Below are 21,315 nucleotides of genomic sequence, written 5' to 3'. Positions count from 1 at the left end.
AGAGTCGACACCCCCCCTCATGTCCCTCTCGCGCCAGGCTCTACCCAGCCGTCGGCCGCCGGCCGTCGGCGCACGGAAGGCTGTCGTCGAGTGGTTCACGGCAGCTCACGACTACGAATGGATGCGCGAGTTCCAGAACTCTCATCCATCGGGCAAAGTCATCCGACTACTCATCGCGCTGTCGATGATCAACATCAGCGTCATGTCCTTCGTATCCTTGTTCGCCAACGGGGGTCCGAGCGGAGCTCCCGCGACGATCTGGACGTTGACGCTGTGCATCACCAACCTGATCATCGCGGCACTGTGGCTCCTGTTGCCGTTCCCCGGGAGACTCGGGGTCGTTCTGTTCGCGTTGTACGCAGATCTCGGCATCACCTCTGCACTGGTGTTGATGGAGCTGGGAAACGCACTGCTCGGTTGCGTCCTGTTCGCGGTGATCGGTGGTTTCGTCACGTTCTTCGTGAGCCCGCGATGGGTCGTGCTGCATCTGGGCTTCGCATCCGCCGTCGTACTCGGCATCGCGGGGGCCCTGTATCTGCAGGGCCGGACGGACACGCTGAATCTGTTGGTCAGAACCAACGTGGTACTGCTCGCGATCATGAGTGTGCCGATCACCTCTCACATATTTCTGACGACATTGTCGGCGGACGCTCGGAGCTCGGTCCTCGATCCGCTGACCGGACTACTCAATCGCAGAGGATTGACCACTGCGATCGAGGACCTGCTGCCGCAGGGACAACGCCACGGGTGGTGCGCCGCGGTGGTGGTCGTCGACATCGACAATTTCAAGTCGGTCAACGACATCTACGGCCATGACGAGGGTGACGCTGTCATCTGCCGGGTAGGGGAACGCCTGGCCGCTCACGTGTCCAGATACGGGGTCGTGGGCCGTACCGGCGGCGAGGAATATCTGGCTGCCGTAGTCACCTCACGCCTGCACATCGACGCTTTGATTCACGGAGTCAGGCGCGCACTCCACGGCGCGAACGACGCCGTACCGGTGACGGTCAGCATCGGGGCCGCCATCCTCTACGCCGAATCGGATCTATGGACCGACAGCGCCGATCCCGTCGGCACCGCAACTCGCGTTGCGGATTCGATGATGTACGAGGCCAAAGCTGCCGGTGGCAACCGAGTGGTGACCACCCTGATCTGAGGAACCAGGTTCGGATCGAGCCGGTGGGGGCATGCCTGCGTCATGAGCAACGATCGCCAGAAACCCGAGACCGAGCATGTACGGCCGGCAAACACCTCCGACGACACCGTCGCGGCGGTCGGAAAGGTCTCCGAGGCCCTCGAAACCATCGAACGGGCCCGCGGTTACCTCTACTCGTTCCATCAGCTGATGGGTCATGCCGACCTCCAACTCGGCGAGGCAGTCACCGCGCTGCGGGAGGCCGGGCATCGCACGCAGGCGGACAGGCTCGAAACCGAGATGGTCGGACGCAATGCGATCGACGGACGGTGGTCGTTCCAGATCGTCGAGGAATTCGACGATCTCTACTGGTCTCATTTCCGAAGCCACGAGCAACAGGTACGTGCCGAACTGCAGGAAGGAAAGCGGCATGTATTCGAGGCCGAGATGAAGGAGTCGCGCAGAACCCACAACGCGCCCGGACACGAGGCGACACCGTGACGGCGACCGACACGTCGACGCGTATGTGATATCGATGTGGTGTGGAGATCTTGAGTAGTCGAACGATTCTGCGCCCTACCGACTACCAGCGCACCCTCGCGTTCTATCGGGACGGCCTCGGTCTGGCCATACATCGCGAATACAGCGCCGGCACCGTGTTCTTCGCCGGCCAGAGCCTCATCGAGATCGCCGCACACGGCGGAGGGACCGAACCGACGTCGTTCGACGGCGCCTTGTGGCTGCAGGTCCGAGATATCGAGTCCGCCGCCGCCGAATTGCGTGCTCGCGGGGTTCGAGTCGAACGAGCAGCGAAAACGGAGTTCTGGGGTCTGATCGAGATGTGGTTACGCGACCCGGACGGCGTAGACATCGTGTTGGTGCAGATCCCGGCCGATCATCCGCTGAGGCGCGATGTGCGCGGCGACTGATCACCGCTGAGCAGGCGGAGGACCGCACCGGCCGATTGCGGGTGTGACCAGAGAAAACCTTGTGCGAGCGTGCATCCGAGTTCGACGGCGATATCGGCTTGTTCGCGGGTCTCGATACCTTCGATGATCATCGACATTCCGAGCTCCCGCGTGACTTTCGAGATGGCGCCGAGCAGAGCTTTTCCACGAGGAGTGTCCACCAGGCGAGACAACTGACCATCGATTTTGATTCCATCGGGCTCGAGGGTGACGAGCCGTTCCAACGATGACCAACCAGAGCCGAAATCGTCGAGCAGTACTCGAAACCCGAGGGCGTGTACGTCGTCGATGTGGCGTCGAATCATGGGACCGTCGGTCACCGCGGACGTCTCGGTGAGCTCGAGCGAGATCGAGCGCGGGTCGACATCGGCCTCCGACACCGCGCACTGCAACTGGGCCACGGCGTCCGGGTGGGCCAGATGACGCCCGGACAGGTTGACGCTGAGCCGCAGACCCGGCCGAAGTTTCTGCCATGTCTCCGCCGCGCGCACGGCCTGCCGCAGAACTTCCAGGTCGACGTCGATGATCAGTTCGCTCGACTCGGCCAAGGGGACGAAGTCCGCCGGCGACACCAGGCCATCGGTCGGATGATGCCATCTCGCCAACGCCTCGAAGCCGACGATCTCCTCGGTCCGGAGGTCGACGATCGATTGGAACCACGGCACGATCTGACCGCCACGCAGTGCACCGGCCAGATCGACATCGCTGTCGAGCTTGGCGGTGGTCGATCCGACGCGTCGATGCAGGTCCAGTTGCTCCTCGAGAACGGACGCAAACTGCTCCAGTTCCTGCAGTTGGCCGTCGTCGACCTCCCTCGACAGTGGATCGAGCAGACACAGTGTCCCGATCACCAGACCTTCGCGACCACGAAGCGGGACCGACGCGTACGACTCCAGCCCGATCTGATCGAGAATGTCATGTTGCCGTGCGGTGGCGTCGACGCGAGTGCGGGAAATCAGCGCCGACTTACCACTGCGGACGACGTCGTCGCACAACGTGATGGAGCGCGCCACCGTAGACATCGGAGGCCCACCGACGTTGACCAGGGTGTACATAGTTTCATCGTCGAGTACGTTCAATTGCGCAATGGTGAATCCGACGCTCTTCGCTGCCAGTTCGACGGTGTTCCGCAGGGCCGGAGTGGTTGCTTCGACATCGAGGTAACGCCGTGCAGAATCGCTCTGCCTTCGGGCCCGCGGCCGAAGATTGGGCGAGGTGGGATCGTGGTCCACCGGCATCTCCCTGCTCTTCTGCGCGGTCCGACCGAACTACGTGTTCGTCCAGCCTAGCGGTGTGCGAGATCGACAAGATCAGATAGACGGAAGCTGCGTGTGCAACAGGCGATGCCGGAGCAGCGCTGCTGCGAGTCGAACGCCGTCGGGCGACGGGGTTTCCGAGAACTGCCCGGATCGCGAATCAGGGAACGAAAATGCCCCCAGCGCGGTGAGTTCGGCCGTCATGACGTCGGCGAGTGGCTCGATGTCGGCTACGCGAGGAGATTCACCGCTGTGCGTCCACCCTTCGGCCGCCAGCAGAGCCGAGGTGAGTCCGGCGGTCTCGACGGGCCTACGTCCTCGGGCGACCTCGCCGAGCACCACTTCGGCTGCAATCGTTTCCGGGTGGTACTGGGTCCCGACCAGCCGGGCAACGAGGGTCCGCCACATCCCGTCGGCACTCATTCCACGTGCCCTGGCCGTCGGCACCAGCCGACCCTGGTGTTTGCGAACCAACCCGAGCCGTAGCAAGAGCCGCCGAACGGTCAGGACCGGTGCCGTCTCACGTTCGGAGCCTGAAGGAAACGGCCATTCCCGCGGCGACCACAGGGTGCCGATTGCCCGCTCCACGACCGAGTCGGGAAGAAAACCGGTGTCGGTCAGCGTGATGCCGTCGCCGACCAGGTCGAGGATGCCCTCGAGTCGACGGACGCATCCGAAAGCGGGCTCGTTCGCGCTGTGCAGCTCCTCGGTCAGTCCGCGATAGAGCTCGGCCCGCGGGGTGCTGTAGGCGGACCAGATGGCGATCCGGTGGTCGAGTAGCTGTTCCAGGAGCACACCACCGAGCCGATCGGTGCGCAGGACCGCGTCGGTCATACCGCGCCGACGGGCGGCCAGCGCACTCGCCTTCAGCGGCGGTGCGTGAAGCCTGGACGGCGTGAACTCACCGGCAACCGTGGCGACTTCGAGGGTCTCCCCGATCAGCTCGACGATCGCTCGTTCGGTGCCTTCCGGTGCCTGCTGCCAGGTGACCAATTCGGTGTCCGCCGGCCCGATTCCGGATTCGGCGACGGCGACGAGGTACAGCTCTTGCCAGGTTGCGTCGTCTACCGCCGAGAGCAGAACTCGAGTCTGTTCACTTCGCGCGATGTCGGCGTACCTGGCGTGGCCGAGACGATCGAGCAGATCGGCGAGTGCGCGCGCGACTTCCCACGAGCGGTCCCGATCCTCACCGAGAAGGCGTAGATGCATCCATAGAAATGTTTGCACCGAAGTCTGGGTGGGACCGGAATCCGGAGACGCAGCCTGTAAACCGTCCCAGCCGATGCGGGCGTCCGCCCCGGACGCTGGATCGACGGAGTCGAGATACGACAGCGCAGCGGCCACAGAGTCGTCCCGGCCCCCGAGCTCACCACCGATTCCGTCGTCGAATTTCACGGGCTCCACTGTCCCACAGACGTCTCCGAAGGCACGGTCGGCACGACGTGACGCAGACCTCTTTGGAATCGGACATATAGGACGCTCAAGTGAACGGGAGGTGAACAGGTGGCGTCGGGCAGGGACCGAAGAAGAACACTTCAGGGGAAGTTAACGGATCGAGGTGCACAGGCGTCACACTTTGTAGTGTGAGCGCAGAATTCGTCGTACTTCTGGTTGTCGTCGTGACCGCTTTGGCGTTCGACTTCACCAACGGTTTCCATGACACCGCCAACGCCATGGCGACGTCGATCGCAACAGGGGCACTGAAGCCCAAGGTTGCAGTCACCCTGTCCGCCGTCTTGAATCTCGTCGGCGCATTCCTGTCCGTGGAGGTGGCAGCGACCGTCGCCAAAGGCATCGTCAACCTCGGCGATACCGGTGGCCAAGCACTGCTGACCATCATCTTCGCCGGTCTCGTCGGCGGGATACTGTGGAATCTCGCAACGTGGCTCCTCGGCATACCGTCCAGCTCGTCACATGCACTGTTCGGCGGGCTCATCGGCGCGACGATCGCAGGCCTCGGCACGTCGGGGGTCGTCTGGGACGGCGTGTGGAGCAAAATCGTGCTCCCCGCCGTGCTTGCACCCGTCGTCGCAGGTCTCGTTGCCACTGTCGGCACCCGGCTCATCTACCGCATCACCAATGCGGTGCCGGAGAAGTCGAGGGAGCGTGGCTTCCGCTGGGGCCAGATCGGCTCCGCATCGCTGGTCTCGCTCGCCCACGGCACCAACGACGCCCAGAAGACGATGGGCGTCATCTTCCTGGCTCTCGTCGCGTATGGCACGGTCAGCCCCGAAGCCGACATGCCGTTGTGGGTCAAGTTCACCTGCGCACTCGCGATCGCACTGGGCACCTACCTCGGTGGTTGGCGTGTCATCCGCACCCTCGGCAAGGGACTCGTCGAAATCGCGTCCCCCCAGGGAATGGCAGCGGAATCTTCCTCCGCCGCAATCATCCTGACCTCCAGCCACCTGGGACTTCCGTTGTCGACGACCCAGGTTGCGACCGGATCCATCCTCGGCTCGGGCGTGGGAAAGCCGGGCGCACAGGTCCGCTGGAACGTCGCGGGACGGATGGCCGTCGCGTGGGTCATCACCCTGCCCCTCGCAGGCGTCGTCGGCGCGGCGTGCTGGCACCTCGCCGATCTCGTCGGCGGACTGCCCGGCGTGCTGGTCGTCTTCGCCATTCTCATCGCCTTGGCGGCCTTCATGTACCTGCGGTCGCGTCGCCAGCCGATCGACCCGAACAACGTCAACGACGAGTGGGACGGCGGCCTCGTTCCGGCCGACGAGAAGTCCCCCACAACGGTTTAGGAAGAACGGCAATGGAAACCCTCACGCACACGCTCGACTCGCTGTGGAAAGTCGTACTCGTCGGGCTGCTTCTCGGAGCAGGCCTGCCGGCAATCTTCGCTCTAGGCCTCAGAGCCCTCGCCGTCGGTGAGACACCGGACGATGCGACCGGCACCACCCAGCTCCGCACTACCCGCCCAGTCGCAGCCACCGCCGTCGCGGCGCTCTGCTTCGCCGTTGTCGTACTCGCCATCGTCGCTGGGATTCTCTTCATCATGAAGGACTTCCTTGACAACACGTTCGGAATTTCCGTCTTCTGATCCATCTTCACTAGTCGACCAGGAAGGACAGCCGTCATGACCGACCCCAAGACCCCGTTTCCCGCATCCGTCCTCCAATGGTTGCGTGCCGGCTACCCGGAGGGCATACCTCCGAAGGATCGCTTCCCCCTCGTGGCTCTGCTGCGTCGCGCCGAATTGACCGACGCCCAAGTACACGAGGTCGTACTCGGCTTGGTCGCCCCCATCGGTGGTGCGCTGAGTGCCGGGGCGATCTCCAACGACGAGATCTCCGAGTTCATCAAGGAACTGATCGATACCGAGCCGACCCCCGAAGACATTGCTCGCGTCTCGGCCCGACTCGCTGCAGGCGGATGGCCCCTCGCAGATCCGGTATCGCTGAAGTAGATGGCGGTTCCTTCGTTCCTCACCGCGATCCTCGATTGGTTCCGCGTCGGGTACCCCGAAGGCGTACCCGACGCGGACTACATTCCGCTGCTGGCGCTGCTGGCCCGCCGACTGTCCGACGAAGAGGTTCATTCCGTCATGGATGCGCTCATCGCCGACGGGCAACTTCCCGCGGACAAGGCAGGTATCGCGGTCACCATCACCAAGATCACCAACGAGATGCCACGGGAAGAGGACATCGATCGGGTTCGGTCCAATCTCACGACGGGCGGATGGCCTCTCGCCGATCCGTTCACACTGGGAGCATCCGATTAGGCTCGCCGATGTGGACCTGCTCGAAGAACTACCTATCCCGGCCGGGCCAGCCGCGGCAGATCTGTTGCCGCGGCTGAGCGACATACTCGACGGGAATTGCCCTGCGGTACTTCCGGTCCCGGCATCCGACGAGCGCGAGAGCGCCCGGTTGCGCGACGCTTTGGCTCCCGGCACACCGATCGATTCCGCCGCCGCCCTCGTCGTGGCCACGTCCGGCACCACAGGAACCCCGAAGGGTGCGATGCTCTCCGCGGCAGCGTTGCGGGCAAGTGGCACGGCTACGCACGAGCGCATCGGCGGCCCCGGCTCATGGCTGTTGGCGTTACCCGCCCATCACATCGCCGGGTTACAGGTGTTGCTACGCAGTGTTCTCGCCGGCACCGAACCGGTGATACTCGACGTCTCCACCGGGTTCGACCCGTCGGCACTGCCTGCTGCCGTCGGCGCGCTCGCAGGCCCGCGTCGATACACCTCGCTCGTTCCCACCCAGCTCGTCAAAGCGCTGGACCAGCCTGCTGCCGTCGAGGCACTCGCGTCGTTGGATGCGGTACTGCTCGGTGGCGCAGCCGCACCCGCGCCCCTACGCGATCGGGCGGCCGCAGCCGGAATCACCCTCGTCGGCACCTATGGGATGAGCGAGACCGCCGGCGGTTGCGTGTACGACGGCATGCCGCTCGATGGCGCCCTGGTCCGGATAGACAACGGCAGAGTCGTACTCGGTGGGGCCACCCTCGCGCTCGGCTACCGCGGCATGCCCGATCACCCTGCCTTCGCCGAGCCGGGGTGGTTCCGCACCGACGATGCCGGAGGTCTCCTCGACGGGGTGCTGTCGATACAGGGCCGCCTCGACGAGGCCATCACGACCGGCGGACTCACCGTCGTCCCGCAAGTCGTGGAAGCTGCACTCTCGACGCACCCGGCGGTGCACGAGTGCGCGGTGGTCGGCCTCGACGACGAGCGCCTCGGACACCGAGTCGTGGTCGCTGTCGTCGGCGGTCCAGTGACATTGGCGGCGTTACGCGAACACGTCGGGAGCACGTTGGACGTCACCGCCGCGCCCCGCGAGCTGTACCTGCTCGACTCCCTGCCCACCCGCGGCCCCGGAAAACTCGATCGAGCGGCGCTGCGTCTCGCGTTGGCCGGGCTGACGCCGTCGTAGGTCTCGCTGCTTGGGTAAGCGCGCACCGTTTTTGCAAACCGAAACGCCATTTCGACGTCCGAGGACGGGGGTGCGGTTGGCAAAAAGGGTGTGCGCTCGGTGTGCTCCGGCTCGACCGAGTAGGAACTGTCGGAGCGTTCGTGCAAGCATTTCGGGCATGAGCACTCTGGTCTGCTTTCACGCCCATCCCGACGACGAGGTCTTCACCACCGGCGGGATCATGCGTCTCGCCGCCGACGCCGGTCACCGCGTCGTTCTGGTCGTCGCAACCGACGGTGCACTCGGCGAGTTCCCCGACGGCATCCTCCGCGACGGCGAAACCCTGGTCGAGCGACGCAAGTTCGAGGTGGAGAGCTCTGCGTCGGTCCTCGGCGCCGACCGTGTGGTGATGCTGCACTATGCGGACTCGGGGATGGCCGGGACCGTCGAGAACGACAATCCCGAGGCGTTCTGCAATGCCGATGTGGATGCGGCCGCGCGAAAGCTGGCCGACGTGCTCGCAGAAGAGCAGGCCGATGTCCTCACGATCTACGACCCCAACGGTGGTTACGGGCATCCCGATCACATCAAGGTGCATGTAGTGGGTATGCGTGCGGCCGAACTAGCAGGCATCGCACACGTCTACGAGGCTACGACCAACCGCGACCATATGAAGGCTCTCGTGATGGCAAACCCGAATTGGTCCGAGGAGAACTCTCCGCCCGACCTCGATTCGTTCGGGCTCCCGGAAGCAGAGATCACCACGATCGTCGACGTCAGCGCCGCGATGGACGCCAAGCGGGCAGCGATGCACGCGCATCAGACTCAGGTCGGCGACTTCGGACCGTTCCTGGATCTGCCGCTCGACATGCTCACAGCTGCCTTCGGCCGCGAGTGGTTCCGCCGGGTCGGTGCCGAGCCTGGTCCGACGGAAACGTCACTGGCCCTGTGACGGGTCGACCCAGTGACGGTCAGCGTGCGGACCGCACTTTCAGGTCACCGAACATCGAGAACGATCGGATCTTGATGGTGGGCGCATACGGTCCCGGGTCGACCGACCCCGTATCGATGTCGCGATCGCCGAGGAGGTCGAATCCTCCGATCTCGACGTTCACGCCGTCGGGCACGATCAGCTCGGAGTCGCCGAAGAGCGAGACGATGGTGATGGTCGATTCGTTGGAGCCGATGATTGCGGACCGTAGATCCAAGGTGAGGTCACCCATGATCAGCATTGCCACTGTCGACTTCGCCAAGGCCCATCGGCCCGCGCGCTTCACATCACTCAACAGGCACAGGATTTTCGACTGAGATTGCGCACGTGTCGGGACGGGTTCCATCGTGTTGGGCGCTATCGCATCGAGTTCGTTCTGCTTTACCGTCGGCGCCCACACCACGGCCGCGTGGTCGGAATATTGTGCAAGCGTCAGTCTTCCTTCACCGACCGCTCGTTCCAGCCTCGTTTGTGCAGCACCACGGGCATTTTCGAGTTCACTTGCCTCAGACATAGTGCACAGGGTACGTCGGGTTCGTCCGTTTCAGCATTTATTGGGGCGCCCTCGAACACACGACCCGCAAAGGCGACCGACCAGTCGACGCCTGCCCGCGGCCGCCTGCTCATCTCGGTTGGCCAAGGTGCATTCGATCTCTTCATCCTCCGAAATCGCTGGTCGGAAGCAGAGTGAGATACTGTGGATCAGATCACAGTAGGGCCGTCGTCCCTACCGAAAGCGCGGGAGGTTGGTAACCGATGCATGTACATGTCGACCCGCCCTCGGACCAGCTCAGCAGGGCCGAGCTCATGCTCGAGACATTACAGACAGAGGGCTTTCTGACACTGACGCAAATGGTTCATGCCACCGGGATCCCGCGCTCGTCGGCGCACCGTCTACTCGAACGCATGGTCCGTCTCCGGTGGCTGCTACGTGTCGGTGATGTATACGAAATCGGCGTTCGGATGTTCGAACTCGGCTCAGAAGGGGTGCGCACCCACTGGTTCTATCGGCTGGCCCGTCCTCATCTGTTCGAACTGCAGCAACGCACAAAGCTAGTTGTACACCTTGCCTACCTCGACGGCGGAGACGTTGTGTATTGGGAAAAGCTCGATGGCGAATTCGGTGCACATATACCCACGCGCATCGGGGGCCATCAGCCGGCGCACCGCACAGCACTGGGTAAAGCGCTACTGGCCGCCGAGCCGGAAGAATACCTACACTCTCCAGTGTTCGACCGCATGAAACCCGGCACACCCAGAACGATCGTTACCCGAGAGGAACTTTCGCGAGAGGTCGGGAACGTACGCAGAGATGACATAGCCTTCGACCGCGGGGAAGGACTCGTCGATATCGGCTGTGTGGCAAGCGCTGTCAGCGCAGGCCAGGCCATGTCGAGCGACGGCCGTCATACCGTGGCCGCCATTTCCATCTGCGGTCCACTCGATCACATCGATTCTCGAATGGTCAGCGCGGTACGCTCCGCGTCGCGCGAGATTTCGCGTTCTGTGGGAGTCAATCCGATGTCCAAGGCATGAGCATCACGGGTTCTGGCGACATTCGGGATATTTAGCACATAGGGACGCAAGGCGTGTGCCGGCACCGTAGTGCGGCCACCACCTACGCAGCGTAGCGTAGCGTTCGATCATGCTGCAGTGGAGCATGATCGAACGCTCGCAAACCTGCGGTCTTGCGTGTGGTCGGGCCTGAGTCGCCTATCGAGTAGGCAACCCAGGATTGCGCACTCGATAGACGAGCACATCAGCGCTACACCGTTACGTGACCGCACTTCTTTTCATTCAAGCGTTGTCGGCCGCGTCTCGAGCTTCCGCCAGTTCCCGTGCCCAAGCCCAGTCATGGCCCCAGTAGCTGTCCTGCGTAATTTCTTCGGAAGTGTAGAAAGCCTCGTCGACGAGCGAGCCTTCGGTTCCGTACTCGATGTCCCATCCACCCGGTGACTGGACATAGAACGAGATCATCTGGTCGTTGGTGTGCCGACCGAGGGTCGACGATACCGGGAACCGCCGTTTCATCACCTCGTCGAGCGCCCGTCCGACCGCGTCCAGTTGGTCGACTTCGACCATGATGTGCACCAGTCCAGGATCTTTGCCTTCGGGGACCGGCATCAGGGCGAGGCTGTGGTGACGCTGATTCACGCCGAGAAATCTGATCCGCTGTACGCCGAACTCCGCAGGCACGGGCATCCGCATGGCTCCGCGCGGTAGGAATCCCAGTGTCTCGGTGTAGAAACGATAGGTTTCATCGAAATTCGTCGATGGGACGACCACATGCCCCAACCCCTGATCGCCTGTGACGAACTTCTGGGCATGCTTGGTGAGCACCGGACTGTGGTCGAGAACCGGTCCGTGAAAGAACTCGAGCGGTGTGCCGCCCGGGTCCGTCATGGCGAACCCTTCCTCGACCCGTCGAGTGTCGGTTGCCTCCTGCGACATCGGCTCGACGACGTAACCTGCTTCTTCCAGCCGACCTCGAAGGTGAGCCAAGGCCAACTGATCGCGCACTTCCCATCCGACTGCTGTCACGCGATCGTGCGAACTCGGGACCACGGTCAGCCGTGACGCACGCTCGTCCATTCGCAGATACAGGGCTTCTCGATCCGGGCCGGACCCCTCGTCGAAACCCAGTACATCGAACGCCAGCTCGCGCCACCGATCGATATCCGTTGCCTCGATGGTCACGTATCCGAGACCCTTGACTTCACTCATGATTCCTCGTTTCCCGTTCAAGAATTGGGGAGAGAACGACCTTGCTGTGATTGCAGCGCCTCTTCGCTGTGCAGTCGAAACGCGCTCTGCCCGAAGACCGACAACCGACAACCGACAACAACGTATTGCGTCTGTTCGACTATCGAAGTGAGCCCTTCCGCTCATCGGGAAGCCGGCCGGAACAATCGAGTGGCATCATGCGGCGCGAGAAGCTCCACCGACCGGTCCGCTCAGTAGGAGTAGCGGCGTTCAAGACTGTGGACGGCCGTATTTTCTTCACATGACCCCTACCGAAGTCACCAGAGAGAAGGCTCTCTCCACCGTCAACCAGTACCTGACCGCGATCGCTGATGCGACCTCGACGGAGCAGATCGCAATCCTGTACGCCGAAGGAGCAACAGTGCAGGATCCGGTCGGATCAGATCCGATCTGTGGCAGGAAAGCGATTGCGGCATTCTTCACGCCGTTGATTCAGACCCGACGAGAGACCGAACTGCTCAATTTCCGCCACAGCGGCGATTCAGCAGCTTTCCACTTTCGGGTACGCACCTACACGGCGGAAGGAGTTGTCATAATCGAGCCGTTCGATGTGATGACGTTCGATGTGGAAGGACACATCACCTCGACGAAAGCATATTGGTCATCCGAGGACGTCCGGATGTCATGAGATCGGACGATTCGAGCCACTGCAGGCGGTCACCGCGAGCATGATTGCCGTCTTCGACAAAACAGTCACAGCAACACTGCGCTTCCGATGAGCGGGAGCTCCCGTTTTTTCGGAGGACCGCCGGAACCTACTGTGATCAAGGACTCAGCTACAGGGTGAGTCGCCCGACATCACACGGAGGTACACGATGGCGCATGAAGTGGTTCTCAAAGTCGAAGAAATGGCCGCTCAGCTGGCTGGCGCGGCCCAGGAGACCGAGGATCTCGGCAAGCTCTCGGACCAGAGCGTGAAACTGGTCCGACAAGCCGGGGTGATGAGGATGCTGCAACCCACCGACTTCGGCGGATATGCGGCCCATCCTCGGGACTTCGCCGAGTCCGTCATGGCCGTCGCCAAGCATTGCGGTTCCACCGGATGGGTGTGTGGCGTGGGCGGAGTCCACCCGTGGGAGATGGCCCTGATGGACCGCAAACTCCAAGAGGAAGTGTGGGGCGAGGACCCAGACACCTGGATCGCATCTCCCTACGCCGCGCAAGGCGTAGCGACGCCCACCGACGGCGGATACATCCTGCACGGACACTGGAACTTCTCCTCGGGCACAGATCACTGTGACTGGATCTTTCTGGGCGCGATGGTCGGCGATGCCGAGGGAAACGCCGTGATGCCGCCCACGATCATCCACGTGGTATTGCCACGTAAGGACTACACGATCATCGACGACACTTGGGATGTCATCGGGCTGCAAGGAACCGGCAGCAAAGACGTCGTCGTAGATGGGGCCTTCGTGCCGTCTTATCGGACAATGGATTACGAGGAAGTGCAGGCGGGGGAAGGAGTTGCAGAGCGCGTCGGCCGAACCGAAACCGTATACAAGTTGCCGTTCTGGACGATGTTTCCGCTCGGAATCACCGCTGCCGTCATCGGCATCGCCGAGGGTGCACTGGCCGCGCATCTCGACTACCAGCGGGAACGCGTCTCCGCCATCGGGACCAGAATCAAAGATGACCCCTATGTGATGTACGCGATCTCCGATGCCGCGGCCGAGATCGCCGCGTCACGAACACAACTGCTCGACGGAATTTCACGCGTCTACGATCTCGCGGACGCCGGACAGACGATCTCGTTCGAGGACCGTTCGCTGGTCCGGCGGAATCAGGTGCGCTCAGCCTGGCGGGCTGTACATGCGGTCGACGAGATCTTCTCGCGTTCGGGCGGCAATGCTGTACGACGTACCAATCTCGTGCAGCGCTACTGGCGTGACGCGCACGTCGGCTTGCAGCATGCGATTCACGTTCCGGGAACCCTTTACCATTCAACAGCTCTCACCACCATGGGTGAAGTGCCGGAGGGTCCACTGCGAGCGATGATCTGACGCTACGGTTCGGACCGCGTGCCATGAATTCACTCGGCCGACCCTGCACCCGCTTTACTGACTCATACGGCTCACCGAAGGGGATCCTTCGGTGAGCCGGCTTTCTACTTTGTTTACTGCACTTGAAAATCGGATGCGTACCGTTTCGGCAATCCCGTAACGGAAGAATGAACAGAGGAGTTCGTGTTGAGTTCGAAATCTGACATCGTCGCCGTGGTAACAGGCGCAAGCCGCGGCGCCGGCAAGGGAATCGCCTTGGCCCTCGGCGATACCGGGGCCACCGTGTATGTCACGGGACGTACTGCATCGGTCGGGGATTCACCCCTTCCGGGCACTGTCTTCGCGACGGCCGAGGAGATCACTCGCCGCGGCGGAACAGGTATCCCAGTGATCACCGACCACTCGGTGGACGGCGAGGTCGAGAATCTCTTCGAGCAAGTTCGCAAAGAGCAAGGTCGACTGGACATTCTTGTCAACAATGCGCTCGCCGTTCCTGATGCGCTGACCATGAAGGGTCCGTTCTGGGAGAAGCCGTTGTCGTTGCTCGATTTGCTCGATGTCGGAATGCGATCGACCTATGTCGCGACGCACTTCGCGGCGCCATTGCTGATCGAAGGTGGAAGCGGCCTCGTGGTGAACACTTCGAGCTTCGGCGGCACGTGCTACATGCACGGACCTGCTTACGGTGCAGGAAAAGCAGCGGTGGACAAGATGGCTCACGACATGGCTCACGACTTCCGGCCGTTCGGTGTGGCAGTGATCTCGATCTGGATGGGCTTGCTCAAGACCGAGCGCACACTCGCGAGCTTTGCCGCGAATCCGGACGCGTACGCATCGTTGGCTGCTACCGCGGAAACACCGGAATTCACCGGAAGGATCATCGCAGCGTTGGCCCGTGATCCGCATCTGATGCAGCGCACGGGAAACGTTCTGGTCGGTGCAGAGCTCGCCGCCGAACTCGGTGTGGTCGACGTCGGCGGAAATCGGCCTCCTTCGCATCGGCCGATGCTGGGCAATCCACCGCAGTACAGTTCCGCGGTAATCGATTGAGGCTCGAACCGATTCAAATTTTCCCGACGAAAGGATTCTGATGTGAGCGTTCCATCGATCGAGCAAAGAATGTCCGCCCTCGAGAAGATCGAGGCAATCAAGTCTCTCAAACATCGCTATCTGAGGGCGTGTGATGCCAAAGACGCCAACATGTTTCGCGCATGCTTCATCGAACGCGGCGCGATCATGGACTACGGCCGACTGGGAAAATACGAAGACGCGGATCCAGTCGTCGAAATCTTCCGCAAAGTTGCGCTGAAGAAGGAATCGGGAAGCTATGTCGTTCTCGACATGCACCACGCATTTCACCCGGAAATTACGCTCATCGACGATGACCATGCCGAAGGCAAGTGGACACTGGCGTTTCGCCAACTCGATATGACCGCACGCACCGAAACCGTGTCGTCCATGGAGTACGAGGACAAATACGTCGTCGAGGACGGCGAATGGAAAATTTCTTATTGCCGGGCGGTCCCACTGTGGTCCATGACCCGACCCTTGGGCGAGTCCGTCGAGGTGGTGCAAGGCTGGGGATTGGACACGTAACTCAGTGTTCGGCGGGGCATGGACCCCGATGTGTGAACGGAAACTTCACTCACCGAAAAGCACCTTCTGGTCTGTTATCGATCGGAAAACCGACCCTTACACGGTAGGCTGACGCGGAAGTTCCACAGGTGTTCCGCCGCCGGCAAGGGAAGGGAAGCCACGAGAGCAATGGATTCAGCAGTCGGCATATCGATGGGTGTCAGTGGCATTCGAGCAGTGCGCACCGTCGACGGCCGGTCGTTCTCCACCGAATGGTTCCCCACTGCCGGTCCGAGCCCCGATGCCGAGGACGTCGCGCACGCTATCCGGGTCGTTGTCGATCGTTCGGACGCTCCGCATTCTCTCGGCGTCGCCTTCCCCGACCCCGGCTACAGTGCCGCGTTGAAGGCGGCGCTGGTAGAGGAGTACGTGTCGGAGGTACGCGTGATCTCGGAGGTTGCGGGCACTCTCGAACAGCTGAGAGCGGACCCTGAATTCCGGTATCGCACCGTCGCGCTCTACGACCTCGGGGCTACCGGTCTCGAGATGACCGTCGCGGACATCGACAGCGGAACCGTCTACGCCGCGACTCGAACATCCGAGATGAGCGGTGAGGTCCTCGATCGCGCTGTGCGAGATCATCTCCTCACCCTCGATATCCTTGCGATACCGCGCACCGAAGCCGAAGAACACGCGCTGTTGGAATTCAGTTGTGAAGTCAAGGAAGCACTGTCCACGCACGAGGCGACGCAGACTTCCGACGGCGCATTCCGACTGCTGGATCGGCACATGTTCGAACTGCAGATCATGCGGGCGGCCGAGCACTCGGCAATCGCCCTTCGCGATCTCGCCGACATGTCCGAGATTCCGCCCGAGGTGGTGGTCGCAGTCGGTGGCGGCGCCAGAATTCCCCTGTTGAAAGAGGTACTCGGGCGATATCTCCGGATTCCGGTTGTCGTTCCGGGCGATCCGGAGCTGATCAGTGCTCGCGGCGCAGCCCTGTACGCGGCGCGGGTCGACCAGCAGCAGACAGCCGGATCCGGGGCCTCACGCTGGAGCGTCACAACCTGGAGCGTCACATCACTGTTGACCCCGCTCGCACGTTTCGGACTTCCCACCGTCGCTGCATTGGGCTTCTTCATCTGGATGCTGTGGCCCGGCGCCGGTGAGGAACCGTCGCTGACCGGAACCCAGGACACCGCCGTCGAGAAACCCACTGCTGAGGCCGTGCCCACCACGACGTCCTTGCCGAAAGCAGTGGTAACCACCACGGTCGTGGTCCCGACGGCGGATGCTCCGCCCGTTACGACCACTGCGCCGCCTCCTGCTTCGACAACCGAAACTCGGTACGTGCCTGACGATGAGAGCACCGAAGCCCCACCCGCTCCGCCACCTCCGCGGCCGTTCCAGTTGCCGCCGCTTCAGCTGCCGAAATTTCAGCTACCCGAGTTGCCTCGTCTGCCTCTTCCCTGATTCGGGCCTTGTTACTCGGCCCTCCGAGTAGATCTACGACGGCGATGCGGAAGGATCACAGCATGGCCACCACTGCTCAATGGATCGAAGGCGCACGCCCGCGCACGTTGCCCAACGCGATTGCGCCCGTTCTCGTCGGAACAGGTGCAGCGGCGTCACTCGGTGACGCAGTGTGGTGGAAGGCGCTGCTCGCGCTCGTCGTATCGCTGGCGCTCATCATCGGTGTCAACTACGCCAACGACTACTCCGACGGCATCCGTGGAACCGACGACGAACGCGTCGGCCCGCTCCGGCTCGTCGGGTCGAAGGTTGCCTCGCCCGGTTCCGTCAAGGCTGCTGCCGTCGGATGTTTCGTAGTGGGCGGAGTTGCCGGGATCGCGTTGGCGGTGACCAGCGCATGGTGGCTCATCCTCGTCGGTGTTGTCTGCATCGCGGGTGCTTGGTTCTACACCGGCGGCAAGAAGCCCTACGGATACAGCGGCTTGGGTGAGGTAGCGGTCTTCGTATTCTTCGGCCTCGTCGCGGTTCTCGGCACCCAGTTCGTGCAGGCGGGTCGGGTCGACTGGGTCGGAGCGGTCGCGGCCGTCGCAGTCGGATCGTTCTCGAGCGCTGTGCTCGTCGCCAACAACCTTCGTGACATCGACACCGATCCGGACTCCGGAAAACACACACTCGCTGTGCGACTGGGTGACTCCCGCACCCGCCTGCTCCACCTTGCACTGATGATCGTTCCGTTCGCGGTGACGGTCGCGCTCGTCGCGCGTACGCCGTGGGCGCTGCTCGCGCTGCTCGCGTTGCCGCTGGCGGCACGCGCAAACACGCCGGTACGTACGGGTGCGACAGGATTCGCACTCATCCCGGCGCTTCGCGACTCCGGTCTGGCGATGCTGGTGTGGGGCTTGACGACCGGAGCCGCATTGGCGTTCGCGTAGACCGTCAGCGGTTCTCGGGTACGAACGCGCCGAGCAGGAAGTTGACGATCGAAATGATGAGTGCGCCCCAGAATGCTGCACCGAAGCCGGCAATCGCCAAGCCGTAATCGGTCACCGAGGAAATCCATGCGGTGAGGAGCAGCATCAGCGCGTTGATGACGAGGGTGAACAGTCCGAGCGTCAAAATGACCAGGGGAAGCGACAGCAGTTTCACCATCGGCTTGATGAACGCATTGACGATGGTGAAGACCGCTGCAATACCCGCCAGGACGATCAAATCCCATCCTGTTCCACGGCCTGAGCTCGCGAGTTCGATGCCACCGACCCACTGCGCAGCCAACCAGATCGCAAGAGCGTTGATAACGAGCCGTACCAGAAATGTCATGCGCACAAGACTATGCGGCGCAGCGGCGACGGGTGTGCCCACCCGCAGCGCTACCGAGCGGCTTACGCTCGACAGGTGAACACTGCGAACCTCACCCGTACCGAGACACGCCGTCGCTCGCGACACATCACCGAAGTCTCGTATCGGATCGAGCTGGATCTACTCGGTGCGACCGACGCCGGCACCGACACGTTCACTTCTCGCACCACCATCGACTTCGACGCGTCCACCCCGGCGACCTGGATCGATTTCCTCGGCGCGGAAGTAAAATCGGTCAGGCTCAACGACGTCGAAATTCCAGTGGTCTACGACGGCGCACGCATTCAGCTCTTCGGCTTGGCCTCGAGAAACACGGTCGTCGTCGACACGTTGGCTCGCTACAGCCGGTCCGGTGAGGGTCTTCACCGTTTCGTCGACCCTGTCGACGACGAGGTATATCTCTACACCCAGTTCGAACCTGCCGACGCCCGACGCGTGTTCGCGAATTTCGAACAGCCCGATATCAAGGCGCCGTTCACCTTTGTGGTCACCGCGCCGTCGGGCTGGGAAGTTCTCTCCAACCGGACTGGAATCCGCACGGGAGACACGGTGACCTTCGCCCCCACCTTGCCCATCTCGACGTATATCACCGCCGTCGCCGCAGGCCCCTATCACCGGTCCGACTCATCCTGGACTCGAGACGATCTCACCGTGGAGCTCGGCGCACTGTGCAGAGCTTCGCTCGCCGAATACTTCGATCCCGAGGACATCTTCGATATCACTCGTCGGGGGCTCGACTTCTTCCACGACAAATTCCGATACCCGTACCCGTTCGGCAAATACGACCAGATCTTCGTTCCCGAGTACAACCTCGGCGCAATGGAGAATCCCGGCTTGGTCACGTTCACCGAATCCTACGTATTCCGTTCCGCTGCAACAGATGCTCAGTACGAAGCTCGTGCCAACACGATTCTGCACGAAATGGCGCACATGTGGTTCGGCGATCTCGTGACCATGGAGTGGTGGGACGACCTGTGGCTGAAAGAATCCTTCGCCGACTTCATGGGCGCATTCGCCTCCGCAGACGCAACGCGCTTCACCGACGCCTGGGTCAGTTTCGCGAACAGGCGTAAGGCCTGGGCGTATCTGCAGGACCAACTCCCGACCACCCACCCCATCGTCGCCGACATCACCGACCTCGAAGCTGCCAAACTGAACTTCGACGGCATCACCTACGCCAAGGGCGCCAGCGTGCTCAAACAACTGGCGGCATACGTCGGCGACGAGGCTTTCTTCGAGGCCTCGCGGAGGTATTTCGCCGAGTTCGCTTTCGGCAACACGACACTGGCCGATCTGCTGACTCATGCCTCCGCCGCCTCCGGGAGGAATCTGGACAGCTGGGCCACCGCCTGGCTACAGACCAGCGGCGTATCGACACTCTCCTACACCGGCAGCAGCGTCGAGCAGACCGATCCACGCCCGCACCGCCTGGCCATCGGACTGTACGACGCGGATGCCGATGGCAATCTCGTTCGGACGGAGCGTCGCGAGGTCGATATCGTCGATGCGAGTACACCTATCGAATTGCCCAGTGCCGCATTGATTCTCCTCAACGATGACGACCTGACATACGCCAAGATTCGACTCGACGAGAAATCCCTTGCCACTATCTCCGGCTCTCTGGACCGAATTGTCGATCCCTTGGCTCGGGGATTGATCTGGTCGGCATTGTGGAACGCGACACGGGACGCAGAATTCGCACCGACGAAGTTCTTGGACCTCGTCTCGCGGTTCGCGCCGTCGGAGAGCAAGGTCGGCATCTTGGAGGCCGTTCTCGCCAACGCCCAGTACACGATCGATCACTACCTTCCGGACGGTCAGGATGCGGCTCGACTCTGGTTGGACACGTGCTGGTCTCGACTGATGTCGGCCGATGCTGGAAGTGACGCCCAAGTGGTGTGGCTGCGCGCGGTCGGCGCGGCGGCCCAGAACTCCGATTCCAGGGCCGAGGACATCTTCGGACTACTCGACGGCACCCTGCCCCTCGCGGGCCTCGATCTCGATCCACAGCAACGGTGGTTGCTGATGCGCGCTCTCAGCGCATCCGGCCGCGCCCACAAGGACGCGATCGATGCCGAATTGACCTTGGACGCCTCGGCTTCCAGCCGCAATTCGTATCGCGCTGCGATCTCGGCCCGACCGACGTCCGAAGCGAAGTCTGCGGCGTGGTCGGCCTTGATGGACTCCGACGACCTGTCCAACGACGCAGTCGACGCAACGGTCTCCGGGTTCCGTGCCGGTGGGCGACGTGATGTGTCGACGTCCTTCGACTCTCGCTACTTCGAGGCGATCGCTGACCTCTGGGCCGGGCGAAGTATCGAGATCGCCCGGAGGCTCGTCATCGGATTGTTCCCGCAGCAGCAGAGCACCGAGGACGCCGACGCGTGGCTCGCTGCTCACCAGTGGGCGCCTGCGGCGCTTCGCAGGCTCGTCATCGAACAGCGGGACCACCTCGCCCGGGCCATTCGGGTGCGTGAAGCGGCGAAGTCCTGACCGACCTCGTATGCGGCGTGCGGCGCCCTTCGGCACTACTGTCGGGGGTATGGCTCTGAATACGATTGCAACGTCGGCGCTCGCGGCCGGCGGACTCCTCGGCGGTTTCGCGGTGGCACGGAAGACGAAGAACCGGCAACTCGGAGGCGCTGTCCTCGCGGCGGCAGGTGTCGCATGCACGCTCTCATGGAATGCGTCCTCGGGCCCGAAGGTCGCCGGCGCGCTCCTGGCGACCTACCTCGTGGGTTTCGGGGCCTCGCACCCGCTGGCGAAGAAGATCGGCGCCTGGCCTGCCGTGGGTTCGGTGGCGGCGGCGACGGCAGCGGCGTCGGTCGTGTTGATGCGGGAGTAGAGCCTGCGGAACGACCCAGTTGGGCGGGAGTAGAGCCTGCGGAACGACCCAGTTGGGCGGGAGTAGAGCCTGCGGAACGACCCAG

General features: G+C 62.6%; 23 protein-coding genes. 18 read left to right on the top strand and 5 right to left on the bottom strand.

The genetic code is table 11. The features are described from left to right. The first annotated feature begins 19 nt into the window (after positions 1-19). From ABIB36_RS16925 to ABIB36_RS16915, 3 genes are read left to right on the top strand one after another with little or no spacing between them, the layout of a single operon-like run. Complete coding sequence (locus ABIB36_RS16925) at positions 20-1,156, top strand: GGDEF domain-containing protein (RefSeq protein ID WP_084346160.1); 1,137 nt, start codon at positions 20-22, stop codon at positions 1,154-1,156. Between the two features lie 42 nt (positions 1,157-1,198). After that, complete coding sequence (locus ABIB36_RS16920; protein ID WP_084346161.1) at positions 1,199-1,636, top strand: hypothetical protein; 438 nt, start codon at positions 1,199-1,201, stop codon at positions 1,634-1,636. 41 nt (positions 1,637-1,677) lie between these two features. Further along, on the top strand, positions 1,678-2,064 hold the full coding sequence (locus ABIB36_RS16915; RefSeq protein WP_084346162.1) for a VOC family protein: 387 nt from the start codon (positions 1,678-1,680) through the stop codon (positions 2,062-2,064). On the opposite strand, the gene ABIB36_RS16910 is transcribed toward ABIB36_RS16915, so the two are convergent. Continuing rightward, a complete protein-coding gene (locus ABIB36_RS16910; RefSeq protein ID WP_084346378.1) occupies positions 2,031-3,335 on the bottom strand; it encodes a sensor domain-containing phosphodiesterase in 1,305 nt (434 codons plus the stop codon). The two genes, ABIB36_RS16915 and ABIB36_RS16910, sit on opposite strands and share 34 nt — an antisense overlap. Positions 3,336-3,413: 78 nt before the next feature. Further along, a complete protein-coding gene (locus ABIB36_RS16905) occupies positions 3,414-4,754 on the bottom strand; it encodes a hypothetical protein (RefSeq protein ID WP_354561261.1) in 1,341 nt (446 codons plus the stop codon). 188 nt (positions 4,755-4,942) lie between these two features. Here ABIB36_RS16905 and ABIB36_RS16900 point away from each other — a divergent pair, with 188 nt between their 5' ends. The 6 genes from ABIB36_RS16900 (at position 4,943) to ABIB36_RS16875 (ending at position 9,179) form a co-directional block, all read left to right on the top strand. Beyond that, a complete protein-coding gene (locus ABIB36_RS16900) occupies positions 4,943-6,109 on the top strand; it encodes an inorganic phosphate transporter (RefSeq protein ID WP_084346163.1) in 1,167 nt (388 codons plus the stop codon). Positions 6,110-6,120: 11 nt separating this feature from the next. Next, positions 6,121-6,408, top strand: coding sequence for a hypothetical protein (locus ABIB36_RS16895; RefSeq protein WP_136171164.1), 288 nt, complete (start codon positions 6,121-6,123; stop codon positions 6,406-6,408). Positions 6,409-6,444: 36 nt separating this feature from the next. Then, entirely contained in the window at positions 6,445-6,774 is a 330-nt protein-coding gene (locus ABIB36_RS16890) for a DUF3349 domain-containing protein (RefSeq protein WP_084346165.1), read from the top strand. Further along, complete coding sequence (locus ABIB36_RS16885) at positions 6,775-7,089, top strand: DUF3349 domain-containing protein (protein ID WP_084346166.1); 315 nt, start codon at positions 6,775-6,777, stop codon at positions 7,087-7,089. It begins immediately after the preceding gene. 10 nt (positions 7,090-7,099) lie between these two features. Continuing rightward, positions 7,100-8,248: an o-succinylbenzoate--CoA ligase gene (gene menE, locus ABIB36_RS16880; RefSeq protein WP_354561258.1), complete on the top strand. Its 1,149-nt coding sequence runs from the start codon at positions 7,100-7,102 to the stop codon at positions 8,246-8,248. Between the two features lie 157 nt (positions 8,249-8,405). Further along, positions 8,406-9,179: a PIG-L family deacetylase gene (locus tag ABIB36_RS16875; protein ID WP_084346168.1), complete on the top strand. Its 774-nt coding sequence runs from the start codon at positions 8,406-8,408 to the stop codon at positions 9,177-9,179. 19 nt (positions 9,180-9,198) lie between these two features. On the opposite strand, the gene ABIB36_RS16870 is transcribed toward ABIB36_RS16875, so the two are convergent. Next, the gene (locus tag ABIB36_RS16870; RefSeq protein WP_084346169.1) at positions 9,199-9,732 is read right to left on the bottom strand and encodes a LiaF domain-containing protein; all 534 of its coding nucleotides are present in this window, start codon (positions 9,730-9,732) and stop codon (positions 9,199-9,201) included. 242 nt (positions 9,733-9,974) lie between these two features. On the opposite strand from ABIB36_RS16870, the gene ABIB36_RS16865 reads away from it, so the two are divergent. Further along, complete coding sequence (locus ABIB36_RS16865; RefSeq protein WP_084346170.1) at positions 9,975-10,754, top strand: IclR family transcriptional regulator; 780 nt, start codon at positions 9,975-9,977, stop codon at positions 10,752-10,754. Positions 10,755-11,015: 261 nt separating this feature from the next. Here ABIB36_RS16865 and ABIB36_RS16860 read toward each other — a convergent pair whose 3' ends face one another. Then, the gene (locus ABIB36_RS16860; RefSeq protein ID WP_354561254.1) at positions 11,016-11,942 is read right to left on the bottom strand and encodes a VOC family protein; all 927 of its coding nucleotides are present in this window, start codon (positions 11,940-11,942) and stop codon (positions 11,016-11,018) included. 280 nt (positions 11,943-12,222) lie between these two features. Here ABIB36_RS16860 and ABIB36_RS16855 point away from each other — a divergent pair, with 280 nt between their 5' ends. From ABIB36_RS16855 to ABIB36_RS16830, 6 genes are all read left to right on the top strand, one after another. Next, entirely contained in the window at positions 12,223-12,609 is a 387-nt protein-coding gene (locus tag ABIB36_RS16855; protein WP_354561252.1) for a nuclear transport factor 2 family protein, read from the top strand. A gap of 187 nt (positions 12,610-12,796) precedes the next feature. After that, positions 12,797-13,981: an acyl-CoA dehydrogenase family protein gene (locus ABIB36_RS16850; protein WP_084346172.1), complete on the top strand. Its 1,185-nt coding sequence runs from the start codon at positions 12,797-12,799 to the stop codon at positions 13,979-13,981. Positions 13,982-14,167: 186 nt separating this feature from the next. After that, positions 14,168-15,031, top strand: a complete 864-nt coding sequence (locus tag ABIB36_RS16845; protein WP_354561249.1) for an SDR family NAD(P)-dependent oxidoreductase — start codon at positions 14,168-14,170, stop codon at positions 15,029-15,031. Between the two features lie 69 nt (positions 15,032-15,100). Next, positions 15,101-15,577, top strand: coding sequence for a nuclear transport factor 2 family protein (locus ABIB36_RS16840; RefSeq protein ID WP_502944927.1), 477 nt, complete (start codon positions 15,101-15,103; stop codon positions 15,575-15,577). 168 nt (positions 15,578-15,745) lie between these two features. Beyond that, positions 15,746-17,029 (top strand): DUF7159 family protein, encoded by a 1,284-nt coding sequence (locus ABIB36_RS16835; RefSeq protein WP_354561245.1) that lies wholly within the window; start codon positions 15,746-15,748, stop codon positions 17,027-17,029. 62 nt (positions 17,030-17,091) lie between these two features. Further along, positions 17,092-17,961: a 1,4-dihydroxy-2-naphthoate polyprenyltransferase gene (locus tag ABIB36_RS16830; RefSeq protein WP_354561243.1), complete on the top strand. Its 870-nt coding sequence runs from the start codon at positions 17,092-17,094 to the stop codon at positions 17,959-17,961. A 4-nt stretch (positions 17,962-17,965) separates the two neighbouring features. On the opposite strand, the gene ABIB36_RS16825 is transcribed toward ABIB36_RS16830, so the two are convergent. After that, on the bottom strand, positions 17,966-18,346 hold the full coding sequence (locus tag ABIB36_RS16825; RefSeq protein WP_084346175.1) for a phage holin family protein: 381 nt from the start codon (positions 18,344-18,346) through the stop codon (positions 17,966-17,968). A gap of 75 nt (positions 18,347-18,421) precedes the next feature. Between ABIB36_RS16825 and pepN the strand changes: the two genes are divergently transcribed. Continuing rightward, complete coding sequence (gene pepN / locus ABIB36_RS16820; RefSeq protein WP_354561240.1) at positions 18,422-20,878, top strand: aminopeptidase N; 2,457 nt, start codon at positions 18,422-18,424, stop codon at positions 20,876-20,878. Positions 20,879-20,927: 49 nt separating this feature from the next. Continuing rightward, positions 20,928-21,230 carry a hypothetical protein gene (locus ABIB36_RS16815; RefSeq protein WP_354561239.1) on the top strand — a complete coding sequence of 101 codons (303 nt, stop codon included), beginning with the start codon at positions 20,928-20,930 and terminating at the stop codon, positions 21,228-21,230. Positions 21,231-21,315: the final 85 nt, after the last annotated feature.

The organism is Rhodococcus sp. UYP9, assembly GCF_040547235.1.
Classification (GTDB): Bacteria; Actinomycetota; Actinomycetes; order Mycobacteriales; family Mycobacteriaceae; genus Rhodococcoides.
Note: the sequence above shows the minus strand (reverse complement) of the source record. Positions and strands in the feature narration are given on the sequence as shown.